Origin of the sequence: Aquabacterium sp. OR-4 (genome assembly GCF_025290835.2) — a bacterium.
Lineage (GTDB): Bacteria > Pseudomonadota > Gammaproteobacteria > Burkholderiales > Burkholderiaceae_C > Pseudaquabacterium.
The window spans coordinates 2,152,818-2,173,446 of record NZ_JAOCQD020000002.1 but is presented as its reverse complement, the minus strand read 5'-3'; the positions used below and the strand labels follow the sequence as shown (position 1 = coordinate 2,173,446).

13 protein-coding genes and 1 riboswitch are annotated in these 20,629 nt (G+C 72.2%); of the genes, 11 read left to right on the top strand and 2 right to left on the bottom strand.

Annotated features, from left to right (window positions below; all coding sequences use genetic code 11):
* Positions 1-105: 105 nt before the first annotated feature.
* The 6 genes from N4G63_RS21715 to N4G63_RS21690 all read left to right on the top strand — a co-directional run bounded on the left by N4G63_RS21715 (position 106) and on the right by N4G63_RS21690 (position 10,977).
* Positions 106-789 (top strand): DUF3108 domain-containing protein, encoded by a 684-nt coding sequence (locus tag N4G63_RS21715; protein ID WP_314600189.1) that lies wholly within the window; start codon positions 106-108, stop codon positions 787-789.
* Between the two features lie 105 nt (positions 790-894).
* Positions 895-1,254 carry a BTH_I0359 family protein gene (locus tag N4G63_RS21710; RefSeq protein ID WP_260786816.1) on the top strand — a complete coding sequence of 120 codons (360 nt, stop codon included), beginning with the start codon at positions 895-897 and terminating at the stop codon, positions 1,252-1,254.
* Between the two features lie 190 nt (positions 1,255-1,444).
* Entirely contained in the window at positions 1,445-3,775 is a 2,331-nt protein-coding gene (locus N4G63_RS21705; protein ID WP_260787627.1) for an AAA family ATPase, read from the top strand.
* A gap of 191 nt (positions 3,776-3,966) precedes the next feature.
* Positions 3,967-5,517, top strand: coding sequence for a putative bifunctional diguanylate cyclase/phosphodiesterase (locus N4G63_RS21700; RefSeq protein WP_260786817.1), 1,551 nt, complete (start codon positions 3,967-3,969; stop codon positions 5,515-5,517).
* Positions 5,518-5,567: 50 nt separating this feature from the next.
* Positions 5,568-6,623: a homocysteine S-methyltransferase family protein gene (locus tag N4G63_RS21695; RefSeq protein ID WP_260786818.1), complete on the top strand. Its 1,056-nt coding sequence runs from the start codon at positions 5,568-5,570 to the stop codon at positions 6,621-6,623.
* A 22-nt stretch (positions 6,624-6,645) separates the two neighbouring features.
* Positions 6,646-10,977, top strand: a complete 4,332-nt coding sequence (locus N4G63_RS21690; protein ID WP_260786819.1) for an SNF2-related protein — start codon at positions 6,646-6,648, stop codon at positions 10,975-10,977.
* A 45-nt stretch (positions 10,978-11,022) separates the two neighbouring features.
* Here the strand turns inward: N4G63_RS21690 and N4G63_RS21685 are convergent, their stop codons facing one another.
* The gene (locus N4G63_RS21685; RefSeq protein ID WP_314600188.1) at positions 11,023-11,583 is read right to left on the bottom strand and encodes a Uma2 family endonuclease; all 561 of its coding nucleotides are present in this window, start codon (positions 11,581-11,583) and stop codon (positions 11,023-11,025) included.
* A 127-nt stretch (positions 11,584-11,710) separates the two neighbouring features.
* Positions 11,711-11,821: riboswitch (S-adenosyl-L-homocysteine riboswitch) on the top strand.
* 70 nt (positions 11,822-11,891) lie between these two features.
* Here N4G63_RS21685 and metH point away from each other — a divergent pair.
* Positions 11,892-14,642 (top strand): methionine synthase, encoded by a 2,751-nt coding sequence (gene metH / locus N4G63_RS21680; protein WP_260786820.1) that lies wholly within the window; start codon positions 11,892-11,894, stop codon positions 14,640-14,642.
* 15 nt (positions 14,643-14,657) lie between these two features.
* Here metH and N4G63_RS21675 read toward each other — a convergent pair whose 3' ends face one another.
* Positions 14,658-16,205, bottom strand: a complete 1,548-nt coding sequence (locus N4G63_RS21675) for a YifB family Mg chelatase-like AAA ATPase (protein WP_260786821.1) — start codon at positions 16,203-16,205, stop codon at positions 14,658-14,660.
* Between the two features lie 267 nt (positions 16,206-16,472).
* Here N4G63_RS21675 and N4G63_RS21670 point away from each other — a divergent pair, with 267 nt between their 5' ends.
* From N4G63_RS21670 to N4G63_RS21655, 4 genes are all read left to right on the top strand, one after another.
* On the top strand, positions 16,473-17,234 hold the full coding sequence (locus N4G63_RS21670; RefSeq protein ID WP_260786822.1) for a TorF family putative porin: 762 nt from the start codon (positions 16,473-16,475) through the stop codon (positions 17,232-17,234).
* Positions 17,235-17,252: 18 nt separating this feature from the next.
* Positions 17,253-17,591: a P-II family nitrogen regulator gene (locus N4G63_RS21665; protein ID WP_260786823.1), complete on the top strand. Its 339-nt coding sequence runs from the start codon at positions 17,253-17,255 to the stop codon at positions 17,589-17,591.
* A gap of 121 nt (positions 17,592-17,712) precedes the next feature.
* Positions 17,713-19,242 (top strand): ammonium transporter, encoded by a 1,530-nt coding sequence (locus N4G63_RS21660; RefSeq protein WP_260786824.1) that lies wholly within the window; start codon positions 17,713-17,715, stop codon positions 19,240-19,242.
* A gap of 199 nt (positions 19,243-19,441) precedes the next feature.
* On the top strand, positions 19,442-20,623 hold the full coding sequence (locus N4G63_RS21655; RefSeq protein ID WP_260786825.1) for a benzoate/H(+) symporter BenE family transporter: 1,182 nt from the start codon (positions 19,442-19,444) through the stop codon (positions 20,621-20,623).
* Positions 20,624-20,629: the final 6 nt, after the last annotated feature.

The following is a 20,629-nucleotide window of genomic DNA, read 5'->3' as shown; positions in this document are numbered from 1 at the left end:
GCCGCGGCGCCGGCCGCGCCCGACGCCGCCGCCGACGCCGCCACCGATGCCGAACCCGACGCCGAGTCCGCCCCGCCGCCGCCGGCCGATGGCGCGCCGCCGCCGGTGTACGCCACGCGGGTGCCGCTGCCGGTGCTGCTGCGCTACCAGGTGCGCAGCGGCCAGGCCGATGCCGCAGGGGACGGCACCGCGCCGCCGGCCCGTGGTGAAGCGCGCCTGCTGCTGCGCCACGATGGCCGGCGCTACACGCTGCAGCTCGAGGCCCAGGCCGGCGGCCGGCCGCTGCTGGAGCAGGCCAGCACCGGCGGTTTCGACAGCGCCGGCCTGGCGCCCGAGCGCTTCACCGACCGACGCCGCGGCCGCGGCTGGCGCGCCGCCAACTTTCGCCGCGACACCGGCCGCATCGGCTTCTCGGGCCCGCGCATCGACTTTGCGCTGCTGCCCGGCACGCAAGACCGCTTGAGCGTGCTGGCCCAGCTGACCGCCATCGTGGCCGCGGCGCCCGAAACGCCGCCGGCCGGCGGCATCCGGGTGTTCGTGGCCGATGCGCGCGGCTGGGCCGAGACCTGGCACTGGCAGCTTGACGGTCACCCGTCGCTCCATACCCCGCTGGGCAGCCTGACCCTGGCGCACTGGCGGCGCGAGCCGCCCAGGCCCGAGGGCCTGCGCGTGGAGGCCTGGCTCGACCCCGCACGCGGCCACTGGCCGGCGCGCCTGCGCTTCACGCTGCTGCGCAGCGGCCAGGTGCTCGATCTGCTGCTGGCGGCCGAGCCGGCGCCGCCGCCGTGAGCGCCGCCGCGGCCCAGGCCCGCTGTCCACCCCCTTGACCGGGCGCCTGCCACCGGCTTGAAAGCCGCGGCGGCGGCCCCAGCTGCAGGTCAAAGGAGTTTCACCATGCAGATGCTCTACAACTCGGATCACTTCGTCGTCGTGGCCTTCGACCTCAGCGGCGACGCCGTCGCGGCCGCGCCGCTGGTGGCCGCCGCGCCAGCCGCCGCCCCGTCGGCCGCGGTCGAGCCCACCGAGGCCGCCGCCGCCGACGTCAGCCCCACCGTGCCGGCGCCGCCGCGCCTGGGCGGCTACGAGATCGTCGACAAGCTGGCGCGCAAGGAGATCTTCATCCAGGGTGCGGTGGCGGCGTCGTTCCAGCAGGGCGTGCAGGCGCTGGTGGCGCAAGGGCCCGATCCCGAGGCGCTGGACGAGTTCATCGGCAGCTTCACCACGCTGGCGCAGCAGCCGGTCGTGCTGCACTGAGCCTTCTGACCGGGCGGCCCGAGCCGGCGCGCCGGCCGCCGGCTTGCCCTGCGCCCCGGCCTGGGCCAAGATCGCCCCGCCACGGTGCCTTGCCGGCCGCTGGTGCGGGCGGGGCGCAACCCCGGTCAGCGGGGGAGGGCGCGGCGTGGCGCGAGGGCACGGTGCATCGCAGTGGATCCTGTCGCCGGGCATGGCCGAGTCGCCGGTGCTCGACCGCCTTTGCGCGCATTTCGTGCTGGCGCTCACCGTGCGCCATGGCGGCCAGTTCAACCTGCGGCGCGACGGTGCCAGCCTGCTCACCCTGGTGGGCCGCCACCTGGCCTGGCCGCCGGCCGTGCTGGGCCGGCTGCGTGCCTACCTGGGCCGGCGCTGCGAGGGCCATGCGCTGTGGCGCGGCCACCAGGCGCTGGATGACGCCGGTTTCATCCGCCGCCACGGCCCCTGGCGCGGGCCCTACGAAGAAGGCACGCTGTTTTTCTACCTCGACGAGTACCTGAAGGACGCGCCGAAAGACTTTGCCGCCGTGCTGGCCGCCAGCTGCGAATGGCTGGCGCGCGACCTCAAGAAGCAGCACACCCAGGTGCAGAAGAACATCGACGCGCTGGCGCAGCTGCTGCAGCTCAATGCCGCCGAGCGCGCGGTGCTGCTCTACGGCACCCTGGCGCGCTACCAGCGCGAACTGCGCGGCCTGCTGGTCGAGTTCAAGGTCAGCAATGCCCACGAGGCCTATGCGGCGATTGCCGCGGTGGCGGGGGTCGACCAGCGCGAGGTGGCCGAGGCCTTGCGCGCCGGCAGCCGGCTCGAGCGCATCGGCATGGTCGAGAACCTGATCTCCGAGCACAACATCACCGACCTGGCCGACCTGATGAAGGTCAGCGACCAGCTGCCGCCGGTGCTGATGCGCGAGTACCAGGGCCCCGAGGAGCTGATGGCGGTGTTCACCCGCCCGGCCGCGCGCAGCGCGCTCGCGCCGTCCGATTTCAGCTACGTGGCCGACGATGTGCAGGTGCTCACCCGTCTGCTGGCCAATGCCGTGGCCCAGGGCGCGGCGGGGGTCAATGTGCTGATGTACGGCCCGCCGGGCACCGGCAAGACCGAGCTGGCCAAGGTGTGCGCCCAGGCCGCCGGCCTGGCGCTGTACGAGGTGGAGTACGCCGACCGCGACGGCCATGCGCTGAGCGGGCGCGACCGCTACCGCTCGCTGCAGGTCAGCCAGGTGGTGCTGGCCGGTGACCGCCGCGGCCCCGAGGGTGCCGCGCCCGCCCTGCGCGAGGCCGCCGCCAGCGCAACGCCCGGCGTGGCCCTGCTGTTCGACGAGGTCGAAGACGTGTTTCCACCGCTGGCCGCCGACGCCGCGCAGTGGATGGCGCGCTTCGATGCCGGTGGTGGCGCCAGCGAGGGCGGCCACGCCAGCGTGTCGGGCAAGGCCTGGGTCAACCAGGTGCTCGAGAGCAACCCGGTGCCGGTGATCTGGATCACCAACCGCATCGAGCAGATCGACCCGGCCTTTCGCCGCCGCTTCCAGTACCACCTCGAGCTGAAAAGCCCGCCGCCCGGCGCGCGCGATGCGCTGGTGCGCCGCGCGCTCGAAGGCGCGCCGGTCAGCGACGCGCTGGTGGCCCGGCTCACCGAGCGCCGGGCGCTGACGCCGGCGCAGATCCGCACCGCGGTGCGCTTTGCCCGCCTGGCGGGCCACGATCAAAGCCCCGGTCAGGGCCTGGAGGCCATGATCGAGCGCCAGCTGGGCCATGCCGACCGCGCGCTGGGCGTTGATTCGGCCAGCCGCGCGCGGCCGGTGGTCACGCGTTACGAGCTCGAGCTGCTGAACCTCGAATGCCGCTACGAGGTGTCGCGCATCGTCGAGGCGCTGCGCCTGCGTGGCCACGGCACGCTGTGCCTGCACGGCGCGCCGGGCACCGGCAAGACCGCGCTGGCCGAGCATGTGGCCGAGCGCCTGGGCCGGCCGCTGATGGTGCGCCTGGCGTCCGACCTGATGAGCAAGTTCGTTGGCGAGACCGAGCAGGCGATGGCGCGCATGTTTGCCGAGGCGCAGGCCGAGCAGGCCGTGCTGCTGCTCGATGAGGCCGACAGCTTTCTGCGCAGCCGCCAGCGCGCCGAGCGCGCCTACGAGGTCACCGAGGTCAACCAGATGCTGGCCGGCATGGAGCGTTACGCCGGCATCTTCATCGCCACCACCAACCTGTTCGAGCAGCTCGACGAGGCGGCGCTGCGGCGCTTCGCGTTCAAGATCCGCTTTCTGCCGCTGCAGCGCGCGCAGCGCGAGCGCATGTTCGTGGCCGAGGCGCTGGGCGGCGACCCCGCCGCGCTCACCGAGGCCCGGCGCAGCCGTCTGGCCGCGCTGGATGCCCTGACGCCGGGCGACTTTGCCGCCGTGCGCCGCCAGGCCGAGGTGCTGGCCACCACGCTGGCGGCCGACGAGTTTCTCGAGCAGCTCGAAGCCGAGCACCGGCTCAAGCCCGAGGTGCGCCAGCGCCGCAGCATCGGGTTCACGCCGGGCTGAGTGCGGGCCCCCCACATCGCTGCACTGCTGCACTGCTGCACTGCTGCGCTGCTGCACTGTTGCGCCCCTGCGCCCCTGCGCCCCACCCGGGCGCTCGGTTGCCGGGGCGAGCCCGGCGGGACCGGGTGGGCCGTGACATCGGCTTCACCCGGCGGCTTCAGGCGCGGCCGGGCCGGTCGATATCCTCATCGATGGAAAGCCTGGCCCGTCCCCTGTTCAGCAACCTGCCCGTGGCCGGCGCTTGGGTCGTGGCCGCGCTGGGCCTGGCGGCGGGCGTGGTGTTTGGCGTCTGGCAGTGGCAGCGTGCGCGCCGCCTGCAGCGCGCGCTGCAGGCCAGCCACGACAACCTCGCGCAGCTGCGCGACGAAGCCGATGAACTCGGCGTGCCCGGCCTGCTGGGCCGCGCCCGCTTCAACCGTGCACTCGAGGCCTGCGCCCAGGGCTGCGACCGCGACCGCACCGCGCTGGTGCTGCTGTTCGTCAACCTCGACGGTTTTCGCTCGGTCAACGACGCCTGGGGCTACCGCAGCGGCGACGGCGTGATGGCCCAGGCCGCGCGCCGGCTGATCGAGGTGGCCGGCGCCGCCGTGCCGGTGGGGCGCCTGGGCGCCGACGAGTTTCTGCTGCTGGTGCCCGGGCCGCTGGACGGCGGCTGCGCGCTGGCCGGCCGGCTGTGCCAGGCCCTGGCGCGGCCGTTCGAGCTGGCCGGCACCGCGCAGGCGCGGCTGACCTGCTCGGTGGGCCTGGCCGCCTACCCGGCGCATGGCTCGCACAGCCGCCTGGTGGGCCACGCGGCGCAGGCCATGCGCGCGGTCAAGCGCATCGGCGGCGACGACTACATGGTGTTCGAGCCGCAGATGGCGGTGAGCCTGCGCGAGCAGACGGCCCTGGTGGCCGACCTGCGCGACGCGGTCATGCTGGGCCAGCTGGAGCTGTACTACCAGCCCAAGGTCGATGCGCAGACGCTGCAGATCACCGCCGCCGAGGCGCTGCTGCGCTGGCACCACCCGCAGCGCGGCATGGTCAGCCCGACGGTGTTCATCCCGCTGGCCGAGCGCCACGGCCTGATCGGCGCCATCGGCAACTGGGTGATCGAGGACGCCACCCGCCAGGCCGCCGCCTGGCGCGACCAGGGCCTGCGCATGCGCGTGGCCATCAACCTGTCGGCCTACCAGATGCGCCAGGACGACCTGGCCCAGCGCATCGAGGGGGCGCTCAGCCGCCGCGGCCTGTCGCCGGGGCGCTTCACGGTGGAGATCACCGAATCGGTGGCGATGGAAGACACCCAGGTCACCCAGCGCAGCTTCGAGCACCTGCGCGCGCTGGGCCTGCATGTGTCGATCGACGACTTCGGCGTCGGCCAGGCCAGCCTGTCCTACCTGCGGCGCCTGCCGGCGGCCGAGCTGAAGATCGATGCGTCCTTTGTGCAGGACGTGGCCACCAGCGCCGACGCGCGCGCCATCGTCGACGCCGTGGTGCGCATGGCCCATGCGCTGGCGCTGCGGGTGGTGGCCGAGGGCGTGGAGACGCCGGCCCAGCGCGATGCGCTGGTGCGCCTGGGCTGCGACGAGCTGCAGGGCTTCCTGTTCGCGCGGCCGATGCCGGCGCGCGCGCTGGCCGCCTGGGCCCAGCTCGACGGCGACCGCCCGCCGCGGCCGGGCCAGGCCGCGGCCGGCCAGCCGGCCGACCGGGCGCAGTTCCGCGACTCGCTGTTCCACGACACCGAGCCCTCGGCCAACTGAACAAGGCCTTGGCGCGGGCCGCGGCCGGCCGGGCTTTCTACAATGCGGCCATGAGCTTCGTCCACCGCCCCTATACGCGCGCCGCCGCGCTGCCTGAAACGCTGAAGCAGCGCATCGTCATCATCGACGGCGCCATGGGCACCATGATCCAGCGCCACAAGCTGGGCGAGGCTGATTTCCGCGCCGAGCGCTTTGCCACCCACGGCAAGGACCTGAAGGGCAACAACGACCTGCTGGTGCTGACCCGCCCCGACGTGATCGCGCAGATCCACGAGCAGTACCTGGCCGCCGGCGCCGACCTGATCGAGACCAACACCTTCGGCGCCACCAGCATCGCGCAGGAGGATTACGACCTCGGCCACATCGCCCGCGAGATGAACGTGGCCGCCGCCCGCCTGGCGCGCGAGGCCTGCGACAAGTTCAGCACGCCCGAGCATCCGCGCTACGTGGCCGGCGCGCTGGGCCCCACGCCGCGCACCGCCAGCATCAGCCCCGATGTCAACGACCCCGGCGCGCGCAACGTCGATTTCGACACCCTGCGCGCCGCTTACCGCGAGCAGGCCGAGGGTCTGCTGGAAGGCGGCTGCGACCTGTTTCTGGTGGAAACCATCTTCGACACGCTCAACGCCAAGGCGGCGCTGTTCGCGCTGGATGAGCTGATGGACGAAACCGGCCACCGCCTGCCGGTGATCATCAGCGGCACCGTCACCGATGCCTCGGGCCGCATCCTCAGCGGCCAGACCGTGCCCGCCTTCTGGCACAGCGTGCGTCACGCCCGGCCGCTGGCCGTGGGCCTGAACTGCGCGCTTGGCGCGGCGGTGATGCGCCCCTACATCGAAGAGCTCAGCAAGGTGGCCGGCGACACCTTCATCAGCTGCTACCCGAACGCCGGCCTGCCCAACCCGATGAGCGACACCGGCTTCGACGAGACGCCCGATGTCACCGCCGGCATGCTGGGCGAGTTTGCCCAGGCCGGCTTCGTCAACATCGTTGGCGGCTGCTGCGGCACCACGCCCGAGCACATTGCCGCCATTGCGCACAAGCTGTCGGGCTACCGGCCGCGCAGCAAGGCCGATCCGCTGTTCAGCGGCCTGCTGGCCGCCTGAGCGCTGCGCGCCCGCGGCCGCCATGGCTTCCAAGGGGCAAGCCGGGCCCGACCTGTTCGGCGGCTCGGGGCAGCTGAGCGCGCAGGCCATGGCCGAGCGCGACCGCCACACCGTGCTCGACGCGCTGTGCCTGGCCGGCGCACCGCGCGGCAAGACCTGGCTGATGCAGTTTCTGCGGGCGCTGGAATGGCGCTCGGCCGACGGCACGCATGCGCTGTCCAACGACGAGATCACCCAGGCCTGCCAGCAGCTGGTGGCGCGCGGCGAGGCGCATGCGGTGGAGGGCATCGGCTGGCGTGCCGACCCGGTGGCGCGCGATCAGCGCTGGCCGGCGCTGTGGCGCCACCCGCAGGCGCCGACCTTCTGGCGCGCCTGGGCCTGGGCCACCGGCGGCGGCATCGGCAACATGGCGGTCGAGCCGCACTGGGTGAGCCTGCGCACGCCCGACGATGGCGAGGCCATCACCCGCCTGGCGCTGCTTACCCGGCCGGCGGTGGACGAATTCAACCGCCTGCTGCACGGCCCGCTCAACCGCGCCATCACGCCCGAGGCCTTGCTGCTGGCGCTGGCCGAGCCCTTTGACGCCGAGTTTCTGGCCGCGCTGTCGCCGGCGCTGCTGTGGGGCCTGGTCGAGCGCCTGCTGCAGCAGCTGCCCGGCGCGATGCGCGCCTTTCCGGCGCTGCGCGACTGGCTCGACACCCGCCTGGCCAACCTGGGCGCCGCGGCCGATCAGGTGCCGGCCGGGCTGTGGCTCGAGCTGGTCGAGCAGCGCCTGCTGGCGCTGCAGCCCGCCGCCTGCCGCGCCGCGCTGGCGCAGCTCAACGCCAGCAGCCCGGTGTGCGGCATCTTCAACGGCCTGCTGCAGCTGCAGGCCGGCCACTGGGCCGAGGGCACGGCCACGGTGGCCGACAGCCTCAAGGCCGCCGCCAAGCTGGTGGGCAAGCGCAACCGCCTGGTGCCCGAGCGCGTGACCCGCTGGCATGCGCTGGGCCTGCTGGCCCAGGGCGATGTCGAGTCGTGGACCGCGGCGCGCAAGTTTGCGCTGGCCGAGGCCGGCAGCCGCAGCCCGGCACCCACCGACGGCTGGGGCCGCATCGCCCATGCCGCGGCGGTGCGCCTGGGCGACGAGCGCCCGGTGGCCCTGGCCTTTGACGCGCCGCAGGCCCGCTGGTCGGGCCGCGTGGTGGCCGACGACGAGGCCATGCGCCTGGTGCTGGCGGCCTGGCTGGGCCATGCGCCGCAGGACTGGACGGCACCGCGGGTGCAGGCCGTGGCCGATGCGCTGCGCCGCCAGGGCGAGCACTGGCTGGCCGAGCTGCTGGACCAGGCCTGCCGGCGCCTGGGCTGGCCGCAGCCGCAGCGGCCCGACGACGCACCGCCGCCCTGGCCGGTGGACTTTTTCCCGCCGCCGGTGGAGCCCTGGCGCGAGGCCCTGGCCGCCATTGCCGCACTCGACACCCCGGCGGCTGCCACGGCCAGCGGCGCCGCCGCCCCGCTGCACTGGCGCTTGACGCTCGACGCCGCCGGCCGTCCGCACGACCTGCAGGCCTTCGAGCGCGGTGCCCCGGCCAAGGGCGGGCGCGGCGCGGTCAAGGGCAAGCCGCTGGGCCTGGCCACGCTGAAGAAGGCCACCCGCTTGGACGCGCGCGACGCCGCCGTGGCCCGCTGCCTGCGCCAGGCCGACTGGAACCGCCGCCTGCAGTGGCTCGACCTGGCTGCCGCCGTGCTGGCCCTGGTGGGCCACCCCGACCTGGCGCTGGCCGATGCACCCGAGCAGCCGGTGATGCTGGAAGAAGGCCGGCCCACGGTGGAAATGCGCCGCGAGCGCGCCGCCGATGGCAGCGAGTGCTACCGCCTGCAGGTGCTCGAGCTGGGCAGCGCGCACGAGGCGCCGCCCGCGCTCGACCACCAATGGGACGGCGTCAAGCACGAGGAAGAAGCCGCGCGCCGCGACGCCGTGCGCATCGTGCGCGACGGCCCCGACCGCGCGCGGTTGCTGCAGCTCTCGCCCGCGCACCGCCGTGTGCTCGAGCTGTCGCGCCAGCCCTGGGCGGCGCCGGCCAGTGCGCAGGCCGAGCTGGCCGCCGCGCTGCGTGCGCTGGCCGGCCACTTCACCGTGCACAGCGAGGCCACGGCCGGGCGCGCGCTGGCGGCCGAATCGCGCCTGGTGGCCCAGCTCACGCCACGCGGCGGCACGCTGCAGGTGCGCCTGGCGGTGCGGCCCTTCCACGCCCTGGGGGCCGACGTGGGCCCGCTGCTGCCGCCGGGCGATGGCCGGCTGCGCTGGGTGGCACAGCAGGGTGGCGAAACCTGGGCCGCCACGCGCGATCTGGCCGCCGAAAGCGCCCACCTGGCCGCGCTGGCCGAAGGCCTGCCCTTCCTGGACGATCCGCAGGCCCAGCCCGGCCTGTGCGGCTGGCACATCGCCGATCCGCAGCAGGCGCTGCAGGCCATCGAGACCCTCGGCCGCCATGTGGCCGTGGTGGCGCTGGAGTGGCCGCAGGGCCAGCCGCTGCGCGTCATCGCCCCGGCCGAGGCGCAGCTGCAGGCCGTGGTCAAGACCGGCGGGCGCGACTGGCTGGGCCTGGACGCCACGCTGAAGGTCGACGACCGCACCGTGCTCAGCCTGCGCCAGCTGCTCACGCTGGTGAATGAATCGCGTGGCAGCCGCTACCTGCCGCTGGCCGAGAACGCCTGGCTGGCGCTGACCGACCGGCTGCGCCAGCAGCTGGCCGACCTGGCGGCGCTGGCCGAGGCCGCGCCCGCGCCCGGCTCGGCCAAGGGCCGCAAGGCCGCCGCGCAGGATGACGGCGTGCAGCTGCCCGCCGCCGCCGCCGGCTGGCTGGCCGACGCGCTGGCCACGGCCGATGGCCGCGCGCCGGCCGGCGACAGCGCCTGGCAGCAGCGCGTGACGGCCCTGGCCCATGCCGCGGCGCTGGAGCCCCAGGTGCCGCCCGCGCTGCAGGCCTCGCTGCGGCCCTACCAGGCCGACGGCTTTGCCTGGCTGGTGCGGCGCACGGCCGCCGGCTTTGGCGTGGTGCTGGCCGATGACATGGGCCTGGGCAAGACCCTGCAGACCCTGGCCCTGCTGCTGTACCGCCAGGCCGAGGGCCCGGCCCTGGTGGTGGCGCCCACCTCGGTGGTGGCCAACTGGGCCGCCGAGGCGGCGCGCTTCGCCCCCGGCCTGCGCGTGCGCGACCACGCCACCGAGCGCGAGGCCGCGCTGGCCGATCTGGCGCCGGGCGACGTGGTGCTCACCAGCTACGGCCTGCTGCTGCGCGACATCGACGCCTTCACGCCCACCGATTGGGGCAGCCTGGTGCTGGACGAAGCCCAGGCGCTGAAAAACGCGGCCACCCAACGCGCCAAGGCCGTGGCCGAGCTGAAGGCCGGCGCGCGCCTGGCGCTCAGCGGCACGCCGGTGGAAAACCGCCTGGCCGACCTGTGGTCGCTGATGAACCTGCTCAACCCCGGCCTGCTGGGCAATGCGCAGCGCTTCAACGAGCGTTTTGCCAACCTCATCGAGCGCCAGCGCGATGCCGCGGCACAGGCCCGGCTCAGGCGCCTGGTGGCGCCCTTCATCCTGCGCCGCACCAAGGCGCAGGTGCTCGACGACCTGCCGCCGCGCACCGAGATCGTTCACCGCATCGAGGCCGGCGACGCCGAGCGCGCGCTCACCGAGGCCCTGCGCCGCGACGCGGTGGAGCGCGTCAGCCAGGCCGCCAAGAGCGGCGGCCACGCCGCGGTGCAGGTGCTGGCCGAGCTCACCCGCCTGCGCCGCGCCGCGTGTGATCCGCGCCTGGTGCTGCCCGAACTGGCCGACGAGGGCCTGCAGCAGGGCGGCGCCAAGCTGCAGGCCATCGAATCGCTGGTGCTCGAGCTGGTGGAGGGCCGCCACCAGGCCCTGCTGTTCAGCCAGTTCACCGATTTTCTCGACCGCATCGGCGAGCGCCTGCAGGCCTGCGGCGTGCCCTTCCAGCGCCTGGACGGCAGCACGCCGGCACCGCAGCGCGCGCAGCGCGTGGCGGCCTTCCAGCGCGGCGAGGGCGCGGTGTTTTTGATCAGCCTGAAGGCCGGCGGCTTCGGCCTGAACCTCACCGCGGCCGACTACGTGATCATTGCCGACCCCTGGTGGAACCCCGCCGCCGAAGACCAGGCCAGCGGCCGCGCCCACCGCATGGGCCAGCAGCGCCCGGTCACCGTCTACCGCCTGGTGCTGGCCGGCTCGGTGGAAGAGCGCATCGTGGCCCTGCACCACGACAAGCGCGCGCTGGCCGACGGCCTGCTGGAAGGCCAGGATGCGGCCGGCGCGGTGATCGACGCCGAGGCCATGCTGGCGCTGTTGCGCGGCTGAGCGGCGGCGTTCGCGGGTGCGCCCGATGGCGATCGGGGCCTGCGCTCAGCCGGCCGCCGGCTCCAGATCGGCCCACAGCACCTCGGGTGGCAGCACCAGATCCACGCTGGCCAGGTGCACCGGCTCGCTGGCCTCGCTGGGGTGCAGTACCCACAGGCCGTCGGCGCCCTTGCGGAACAGGTCGCAGCGCTGGCGGTCCACATCCACCAGCAGGTATTCGCGCAGGCTGGGCAGTTGGCGGTAGGCGGCGAACTTGTCGCCACGGTCGTAGGCGCCGGTGGAGCGCGACAGCACCTCGGCCACCAGCACCGGCTCGCGCTTGATCAGGCGGTCGGCCAGGTCATTGGCGCTGCAGGTCACCATCAGGTCGGGGTAGAAGAAGCAGTCGGCGGTTTCGACGCGCAGCTTGACGTCGCTGCCGTAGACACGGCAGGGGCTGCCGCCAAGGTGATGGCGCAAAGCGATGTAGAGATTGCCGGCCACGGTGGCATTGCGATCTTCACCCCCCGCCATCGCAAACACCTCGCCCGCGATGAATTCGGTCTTCTCGGTCTGCCCGGCGTCCCAGGCCAGGTACTCCTCGGCCGTCATGCGAGGCTTTTGCAAGGTGTATCCCATGGGCCGCTCCGACACGCGAAGGTTCATGCCCGTCAGTCTAGCGGGCCGAGATGCCCGACCGCCACCCGGCTGCTCGTGCAAACGTCGGGATTGGCCCATCCGTACAATGCGGGCTCTTCCCGAGGAGCGTTGCGACGGCGGCCCGATCATGCATCAGGCGCGCCGCCAGGCTCGGGACGGCGTGGTGCCCGCCCGGGCCTGCGCCAGGCAACGGCGCTCACCCCACGCTGTATCTGCAGCCGTCCAGGGTGAGCCGGGCGGCTTTTTGCTTGCCCTGAGACCTGCCGCTGCCCGCCATGACCGACGCTGCCCAACGCCCCCATCCCGTCGCCCCGATGCGCCTGTCCGGCCTGGAGCCGGTCACGCTGGATGCGGGCGCGCTGTTCGTCAACATCGGCGAGCGCACCAATGTCACCGGCTCCAAGGCCTTTGCGCGCATGATCCTCGAGGGCCGTTTCGAGGACGCGCTCAGCGTGGCCCGCCAGCAGGTGGAGAACGGCGCGCAGATCATCGACGTGAACATGGACGAGGCCATGCTCGACAGCCAGGCGGCGATGGTGCGGTTCTTGAACCTGATCGCCAGCGAACCCGAGATCGCGCGCGTGCCGATCATGGTGGACAGCTCGAAGTGGAGCGTCATCGAGGCCGGCCTGAAGTGCATCCAGGGCAAGGGCATCGTCAACTCGATCAGCCTGAAGGAGGGCGAGGCCGAGTTCCGCCGCCAGGCCACGCTGCTGCGCCGCTACGGCGCCGCCACCGTGGTGATGGCCTTCGATGAGCAGGGCCAGGCCGACACCTTTGCGCGCAAGACCGAGATCTGCGCGCGCGCCTACAAGATCCTGGTGGATGAGGTGGGGTTCCCGGCCGAGGACATCATCTTCGACCCCAACATCTTCGCCATTGCCACCGGCATCGAGGAGCACGCCAACTACGCGGTCGACTTCATCGAGGCCACGCGCTGGATCAAGACCCACCTGCCCGGCGCCAAGGTGAGTGGCGGCGTGTCGAACGTCTCTTTCAGCTTCCGCGGCAACGAGCCGGTGCGCGAGGCCATCCACACCGTGTTTCTGTACCACGCCATCCAGGCGGGCATGGACATGGGCATCGTCAACGCCGGCATGGTGGGCGTGTACGACGACATCCCCGCTGATCTGCGTGAACGCGTGGAAGACGTGGTGCTGAACCGCCGTGAAGACTCCACCGAGCGCCTGCTGGAGGTGGCCGAGAGCGTGAAGGGCGCGGCCAAGGACGACACCGCGCGCCTGGCCTGGCGCGCCGGCAACGTGGACGAGCGCCTCAGCCACGCGCTGGTGCACGGCATCACCGACTTCATCACCGAAGACACCGAGGAGTGCTGGCAGGCCATCAGCGCGCGCGGCGGCCGGCCGCTGCATGTGATCGAAGGCCCGCTGATGGCCGGCATGAACGTGGTGGGCGACCTGTTCGGCCAGGGCAAGATGTTTCTGCCGCAGGTGGTCAAGAGCGCCCGCGTGATGAAGCAGGCCGTGGCCCACCTGCTGCCCTACATCGAGGCCGAGAAGGCCGCGCTGCAGGCCGCCGGTGGTGATGTGAAGCCCAAGGGCAAGATCGTGATCGCCACCGTCAAGGGCGACGTGCACGACATCGGCAAGAACATCGTCACCGTGGTCTTGCAGTGCAACAACTTCGAGGTGGTGAACATGGGCGTGATGGTGCCTTGCCAGGACATCCTGGCCAAGGCCAAGGTCGAGGGCGCCGACATCATCGGCCTGTCGGGCCTGATCACGCCCAGCCTCGAGGAGATGCAGCACGTGGCCGCCGAGATGCAGCGCGACGAGCACTTCCGCATCAAGAAGATCCCGCTGCTGATCGGCGGTGCCACCTGCAGCCGCGTGCACACCGCGGTCAAGATCGCGCCGCACTACGAAGGCCCGGTGGTCTACGTGCCCGATGCCAGCCGCTCGGTGGGCGTGTGCGCCGATCTGCTGAGCGACGAGCGCGCCAGCAAGTTCATCGACGACCTGAAGAGCGACTACGACAAGGTGCGCGAGCTGCACGCCAGCAAGAAGGCCACGCCGCTGGTGCCGCTGGCGCAGGCGCGTGCCAACAAGGCGCGGCTGGACTGGGCGGCCTACACGCCGCCGGTGCCGAAGTTCATCGGCCGGCGCCAGTTCAAGAACTACGACCTGGCCGAGCTGGCCCCCTGCATCGACTGGGCGCCGTTTTTCCAGACCTGGGACCTGGCCGGCAAGTTTCCCGAGATCCTGAAAGATGCCGTGGTGGGCGACGAGGCGGTGCGCGTGTTCAGCGACGGCAAGCGCCTGCTGCAGCGCGCCATCGACGGCCGCTGGCTGCAGGCCAACGGCGTGGTGGGCCTGTGGCCGGCCAACACGGTGGACGACGACACCATCGCCATCTACACCGACGAGTCGCGCAGCGAGGTGCTGATGCACTGGCGCCCGCTGCGCCTGCAGACCGAGCGGCCGGTGATCGACGGCGTGGCCAGGCCCAACCGCAGCCTGGCCGACTTCATCGCGCCGCGCGTGGATGCCGGCGGCAAGGATGACTACATCGGCCTGTTCGCCGTGACTGCCGGCCTGGGCGCCGACAAGAAGACCGCCCAGTTCGAGGCCGACCACGACGACTACTCGTCGATCATGCTCAAGGCCATTGCCGACCGCCTGGCCGAGGCCTTTGCCGAGCGTCTGCACCAGCGTGTGCGCACCGAGCTGTGGGGCTACGCGCCGGGCGAGCGCTTCAGCAACGAGCAGCTGATCGCCGAGGCCTACCGCGGCATCCGCCCCGCACCGGGCTACCCGGCCTGCCCTGACCACAGCGTCAAGCGCGCGATGTTCAATGCGCTGCAGGCGCATGACATCGGCATGAGCCTGACCGAAAGCCTGGCCATGACGCCGGCCGCATCGGTGAGCGGCTTCTACCTGGCCCACCCCGATGCGGCCTACTTCAATGTGGGCCGCATCGGCGAAGACCAGCTGGCCGCCTGGGCCGCCGCCGAGGCGATGGACGAATCGCTGGCCCGCCGCCTGCTGGCGCCGGTGCTGGGCTGAGGCCGGGCACCCGCCTCAAGACCCCGGCAGTGCCCGCCGGTACTGCAGCGCCTCGGCCAGCTGCGGCACGCCGATCTGGTCGGCACCGGCCAGGTCGGCGATGGTGCGGGCCACCTTGATCACCCGGTGCAGGCCGCGGCCTGACCAGCCCAGGCGCGTGGCGGCCTGTTGCAAAAACTGCGCGGCGGCCGGTGCCAGCGCGGCATGCGTGTCGAGGTCGGCCGCTTCCAGCAGCGCATTGGGCCGCCCCTGGCGCGCGGCCTGGCGTGCGGCGGCGTGGGCCACGCGCCCGGCCACGGTGGCGCTGGGCTCGCCTTCGGCCTGGGCCAGCAGCTCGGCGGGCGGCACCGCGGCCACTTCCACCTGCAGGTCGATGCGGTCGAGCAGCGGGCCCGACAGCCGGCCCTGGTAGCGCGTGATCTGCTCGGGCGTGCAGCGGCAGGCGCGGCCGGCCACCTGGGCGCCCAGCCAGCCGCAGGGGCAGGGGTTCATCGCCGCCACCAGCTGAAACGCGGCCGGAAACTGCGCCTGCCGTGCGGCGCGCGAGATCGTGATGCGCCGGGTTTCGAGCGGCTCGCGCAGCGCCTCCAGCGCGCTGCGCGGAAACTCGGGCAGCTCGTCGAGAAACAGCACGCCGCCATGGGCCAGCGAGATCTCGCCGGGCCGTGGCGGCGAGCCACCGCCCACCAGGGCCACGGCGCTGGCCGAGTGGTGCGGCGCGCGGTGCGGGCGCTCGCGCCAGCGCGCCGGCGCCAGGCCGCCGGTGCCGGCCGTGGCCAGGCCCTGCAGCGCGGCGGCGGCCAGGGCCTCGTCTTCGTCCATCGGCGGCAGCAGGCCGGCCAGGCGCTGGGCCAGCATGGATTTGCCGCTGCCGGGCGGGCCCACCATCAACAGGCTGTGCTGGCCGGCCGCGGCGATCTCGAGTGCGCGCTTGGCGGCGGCCTGGCCGCGCACATCGCGCAGATCGGCCGTGGTTGCGGTGGCCACGGCGGGTGGCGGCGGCGGCAGCACGGGCAGCGCTTCGGCGGGGCCGTCCTCGGCGCTGTCGGGGCGCATGGCGCGCACCACATCCATCAGGTGGTTGGCGGCGCACACCCGCACGCCGCCAGCGCGCGCCGCGGCCTCGGCGCTGGCGCGCGGCAGCACCAGGCTGCGCGGGCTGCCCTCGCGGCGCAGCGCCAGGGCCAGGGCCAGCGCGCCGCGCACCGGGCGCAACTCACCGGCCAGGCTCAGCTCGCCGGCAAACTCGGCCTGGGCCAGCTTGGCGGCATCGAGCTGGCCATCGGCGGCCAGGATGCCGAGGGCGATCGGCAGGTCGAAGCGGCCGCTTTCCTTGGGCAGATCGGCCGGCGCCAGGTTGACGGTGATGCGCTTGTTGTGCGGAAACGCAAAGCCCGAGGTGCTGAGCGCGGCGCGCACGCGCTCGCGGGCTTCCTTGACCTCGGTGTCGGCCAGGCCCACCAGCGTGAAGCTGGGCAGGCCGTTGGCCAGGTGCACTTCCACCTGCACTTCAGGGGCCTGCAGACCGTCCAGTGCACGGCTGCTGATCACGGCCAGCGTCATCGTGGTGCTCCTCCTGGTGCCATTCGGGGGTGAATGGATTGTGCGCGTCCCTTGAACTGGTGAATTCAACGCACCACATCAGTGCGCCAGGTGGATTTGCGCCATGTCGGTGCGGGCAAATGCTGCATTCCGGGTTGTGCACACCGGCTTGGGGCGCCCGCTGGCGTGCTGCACCGGCCGTGGCCGGGGTGCTGCCCTTGGCACAAAAGCTGCAGAAACCTACCGGATCGCTCAACCCATAAACCATTCCCCGCGGAGTCAACAGACATGAAGAAAACGCTGCTCGCCGTCTCGGCTGCCCTGGCCGCCATGGCCCTGCCCACCGCTTCGTACGCCGACCTGGCCTTCAACGTTGGCGCTGTCAGCGACTACCGTTACCGCGGCATCTCGCAGACGCGCCTGAAGCCCGCGCTGCAAGGTGGCGTCGACTTCACCGCCGGCGGTTTCTACATGGGTGCCTGGGGCTCCACGATCAAGTGGATCAAGGACGTGCCGGGCGGCGGCTCCGATGTCGAGATCGACCTGTACGGCGGCTACAAGGGCGAGATCGCGAAGGACCTGGCCTTTGACGTGGGCCTGCTGCAGTACTGGTACCCCAGCGCCACCAGCGCCAGCTGGAACACCGTCTACAAGAACCCCAACACCACCGAGGCGTATGGCGCACTGACCTTCGGCCCGGCCACCGCCAAGCTGTCGTACGCGCTGACCAACCTGTTCGGCAACTACGACTACGCCGCCGGCAAGGACAGCAAGGGCAGCTACTACCTCGACATCAGCGCCGGCTTCGACGTGGGTGGTGGCCTGATGCTCACGCCGCACATCGGCTACCAGAAGGTGATCGACATCGCCAACGCCTCGTACACCGACTACTCGCTGACCCTGAGCAAGGACTTCAGCGGCGTGGTGCCCAGCATCGCGATCGTGGGCACCGATGCCAACAAGAGCTTCTACGTGCCGGGCGCCAACGCCAACAGCACCAAGTTCCTGGGCAAGGCGGCGCTGGTCGTCGGCGTCAAGTACAACTTCTGAACGTGCTGGAGTAATGCCATGAAGATGGTGACCGCCATCGTCAAGCCTTTCAAGCTTGACGAAGTTCGTGAGGCCCTCAGCGCCATCGGCGTGCAGGGCATCACCGTGACCGAGGTCAAGGGCTTCGGTCGGCAAAAGGGCCACACCGAGCTGTACCGCGGCGCCGAGTACGTGGTCGACTTCCTGCCCAAGGTGAAGATCGAAGCCGCCGTGGACGACGCCATCGTCGACCGCGTGATCGAGGCCATCGAGGGCTCGGCCCGCACCGGCAAGATCGGCGACGGCAAGATTTTCGTCTCGCCCCTCGAGCAGGTGGTGCGCATCCGCACCGGCGAGACCGGCAAGGACGCGCTCTAAGCGCCCCCAGGGACGGGCTGCGCCCATCCCGCCCCCGCGGGGGTCAGGCCCAGTGGCTGTGCCACCTGGGCCTGAGGCGCCCCTCATCCGGCAAGAGAACCTCCACGAAAGACATGCCATCATGAGAAAGCTGTTTGCTTCACTCGCCCTGGGCCTCGCGGTCCTGGGCTTTGCGGGCGGGTCGCTGGCGCAAGACGCCGCGGCCTCCGCGCCGGCGGCGCCCGCCGTCGCTTCGGCCCCGGCCGATGCCGCACCGGCCGCCGCGCTGGCCCCGGCCGCCGCTGCAACGGCCGAAGCCGCCTCGGCGCCTGCCGCTGCGGCCCCCGTGGCCAACAAGGGCGACAACGCCTGGATGCTGGTGTCCACCCTGCTGGTGATCATGATGACGATCCCCGGCCTGGCCCTGTTCTACGGCGGCCTGGTGCGCAGCAAGAACATCCTGTCGGTGCTGATGCAGGTGATGGTGACCTTCTCGCTGATCGTCGTGCTGTGGGCCATCTACGGCTACAGCCTGGCCTTCACCGAGGGCAATGCCTACATCGGCGGCTTCGACCGGCTGTTCCTGAAGGGCGTGTTCGACCCCGCGGCCGGCACCTTCGCGATGGCCGCCACCTTCAGCAAGGGCGTCTACATCCCCGAGCTGCTGTTCGCTGCCTTCCAGGCCACGTTTGCCGGCATCACCTGCTGCCTGATCGTGGGCGCCTTTGCCGAGCGCATCAAGTTCTCGGCCGTGCTGCTGTTCTCGGCGCTGTGGTTCACCTTCAGCTACGCGCCGATCGCGCACATGGTCTGGTACTGGATGGGCCCCGACGCCTACGCCAGCAAGGACGTGGTTGACGCCATGAACGCCAAGGCCGGCCTGATCTGGCAATGGGGCGCGCTGGACTTTGCCGGCGGCACCGTGGTGCACATCAACGCCGCCGTGGCCGGCCTGGTGGGTGCCTTCATGATCGGCAAGCGCGTGGGTTATGGCCGTGAAGCCATGGCACCGCACAGCCTGCCGCTGACCATGGTGGGTGCCTCGCTGCTGTGGGTGGGCTGGTTCGGCTTCAACGCCGGCTCGGCGCTGGAAGCCGGCAACTCGGCCATCCTGGCCTTCATGAACACCTTCACCGCCACCGCCGCCGCGGTGCTGGCCTGGAGCCTGGGCGAGGCCATGCTGCGCGGCAAGGCTTCGATGCTGGGTGCAGCCTCGGGTGCCGTGGCCGGCCTGGTGGCCATCACCCCGGCCGCCGGTAACGTGGGCCTGATGGGCGCCATCGTGATCGGCTTCGTCTCCGGCTTCGCCTGCCTGTGGGGCGTGCACAGCCTGAAGAAGATGCTGGGCGCCGATGACTCGCTGGACGTGTTCGGCGTGCACGGCGTGGGCGGCATCGTGGGTGCCCTGCTGACCGGCGTGTTCAACACGCAGGATCTGGGCGGCCCGGGCCTGGTGACCGACTGGGTCACCGCCACCGTGGGCTCCAACCCGATCGGTGCCCAGGTGTGGATCCAGCTGAAGGGCGTGCTGCTGACCGTGGTGTGGTCGGCGGTGGTGGCCGCGGTCTCGTTCAAGATCGTCGACCTGGTGATCGGCCTGCGCGTCACCGAGGAAGAAGAGCGCGAAGGTCTGGACATCAGCTCGCACGGCGAGACGGCGTACAGCAAGTGATCGCCTGCGGCCGGGCAGCCAGCCCGGCCGGCGTCACGCGCTAGAAGAAAAAAGGGCTGCCTGCGGGCAGCCCTTTTTGCATGCCGCCGCGTGCGGCCGCGACCTCACGGCGCCGCTGATCGCGCAAAGGCGTCCTTCAACAGAGGGACGGGGGCGTGCCGGTGCGGCGGCCGGCGGGCGCGCCGCTATCCTGCCGGCCATGCGCCGATTTCTGAGTGATCTGTCCCTGCCGGCCGTGGTGGCCGGCTTCGTGGCCGTGCTGGTGGGCTACACCAGCTCGGTGGCCATCGTCTTCCAGGCCGCGCAGGCGCTGGGCGCCAGCGCCGCGCAAACGGCCAGCTGGATGTGGGCCCTGGGCCTGGCCATGGGCATCAGCTGCGTGGGCCTGAGCCTGCGCTGGCGCATGCCGGTGCTCACCGCCTGGTGCACGCCGGGTGCGGCGCTGCTGGCCGCCACCCAGGGCGTGGGCCTGGCCGAGGCCACCGGGGCCTTCATCGTCTGCGCGCTGCTGATCATCCTGGCCGGCGTGAGCGGCCTGTTCGAGCGCGTGATGGACAAGGTGCCGATGGCCGTGGCCGCGGCGCTGCTGGCCGGCGTGCTCACCCGCTTCGGGCTCGACGCGGTGCTGGCGGTGCGCAGCTCACCCGCGCTGGTGCTGGTGATGGCCGGCGCCTTTCTGGCCGGGCGGCGCTGGTGGCCGCGCTACGCGGTGCCGGGCGTGTTGCTGGCCGGTGTGGTGCTGGCCGCGCTGCAGGGCCGGCTGGACGGGGCGGCGCTGGGCGCGGCCCTGCATGGCGCCTGGGCCACGCCGGTGTGGGTGACGCCGCAGTTCAACCCGGCCACGCTGGTGGGTGTGGCACTGCCGCTGTTCATCGTCACCATGGCCTCGCAGAACCTGCCGGGCGTGGCGGCCCAGCGCGCCGCGGGTTATGCGGTGCCGGTGTCGCCGGTGACCACCGCCACCGGCCTGGTCACGCTGGTGCTGGCACCCTTCGGCTGCTTTGCGATCAACCTGGCGGCCATCACCGCGGCCATCTGCATGAGCCCCGAGGCCCATGCCGATGCCGCCAAGCGCTACACCGCGCCGGTGGTGGCCGGAATCTTCTACACGCTGCTGGGCCTGGCCGGTGGCGCCGTGGCGGGGCTGTTTGCGGCCTTTCCGCGCGAGCTGGTGGCGGCGGTGGCCGGGCTGGCGCTGCTGGGCACCATTGCCGGCGGCCTGGCCGCGGCCTTGCGCGACGAGCGCCACCGCGACGCGGCTGCCATGACTTTTCTGGTCACGTTGTCGGGCGTCAGCATGGCCGGCATCGGCGCGGCCTTTTGGGGCGTGGTGGCCGGCGCCGTCACGATGGCCGTGCAACACTGGAAGCCCGCTCGCTGATTTCAC

What these genes read in the sequence shown, in the direction of transcription:
- N4G63_RS21670 (WP_260786822.1), top strand. Translation starts at nt 16,473, where the DNA reads ATGAAGAAAACGCTGCTCGCCGTCTCGGCTGCCCTGGCCGCCATGGCC.
- N4G63_RS21655 (WP_260786825.1), top strand. Translation starts at nt 19,442, where the DNA reads ATGCGCCGATTTCTGAGTGATCTGTCCCTGCCGGCCGTGGTGGCCGGC.
- N4G63_RS21700 (WP_260786817.1), top strand. Translation starts at nt 3,967, where the DNA reads ATGGAAAGCCTGGCCCGTCCCCTGTTCAGCAACCTGCCCGTGGCCGGC.
- N4G63_RS21705 (WP_260787627.1), top strand. Translation starts at nt 1,445, where the DNA reads ATGGCCGAGTCGCCGGTGCTCGACCGCCTTTGCGCGCATTTCGTGCTG.
- N4G63_RS21695 (WP_260786818.1), top strand. Translation starts at nt 5,568, where the DNA reads ATGAGCTTCGTCCACCGCCCCTATACGCGCGCCGCCGCGCTGCCTGAA.
- N4G63_RS21710 (WP_260786816.1), top strand. Translation starts at nt 895, where the DNA reads ATGCAGATGCTCTACAACTCGGATCACTTCGTCGTCGTGGCCTTCGAC.
- N4G63_RS21660 (WP_260786824.1), top strand. Translation starts at nt 17,713, where the DNA reads ATGAGAAAGCTGTTTGCTTCACTCGCCCTGGGCCTCGCGGTCCTGGGC.
- metH (WP_260786820.1), top strand. Translation starts at nt 11,892, where the DNA reads ATGACCGACGCTGCCCAACGCCCCCATCCCGTCGCCCCGATGCGCCTG.
- N4G63_RS21665 (WP_260786823.1), top strand. Translation starts at nt 17,253, where the DNA reads ATGAAGATGGTGACCGCCATCGTCAAGCCTTTCAAGCTTGACGAAGTT.
- N4G63_RS21675 (WP_260786821.1), bottom strand. Translation starts at nt 16,205, where the DNA reads ATGACGCTGGCCGTGATCAGCAGCCGTGCACTGGACGGTCTGCAGGCC.
- N4G63_RS21690 (WP_260786819.1), top strand. Translation starts at nt 6,646, where the DNA reads ATGGCTTCCAAGGGGCAAGCCGGGCCCGACCTGTTCGGCGGCTCGGGG.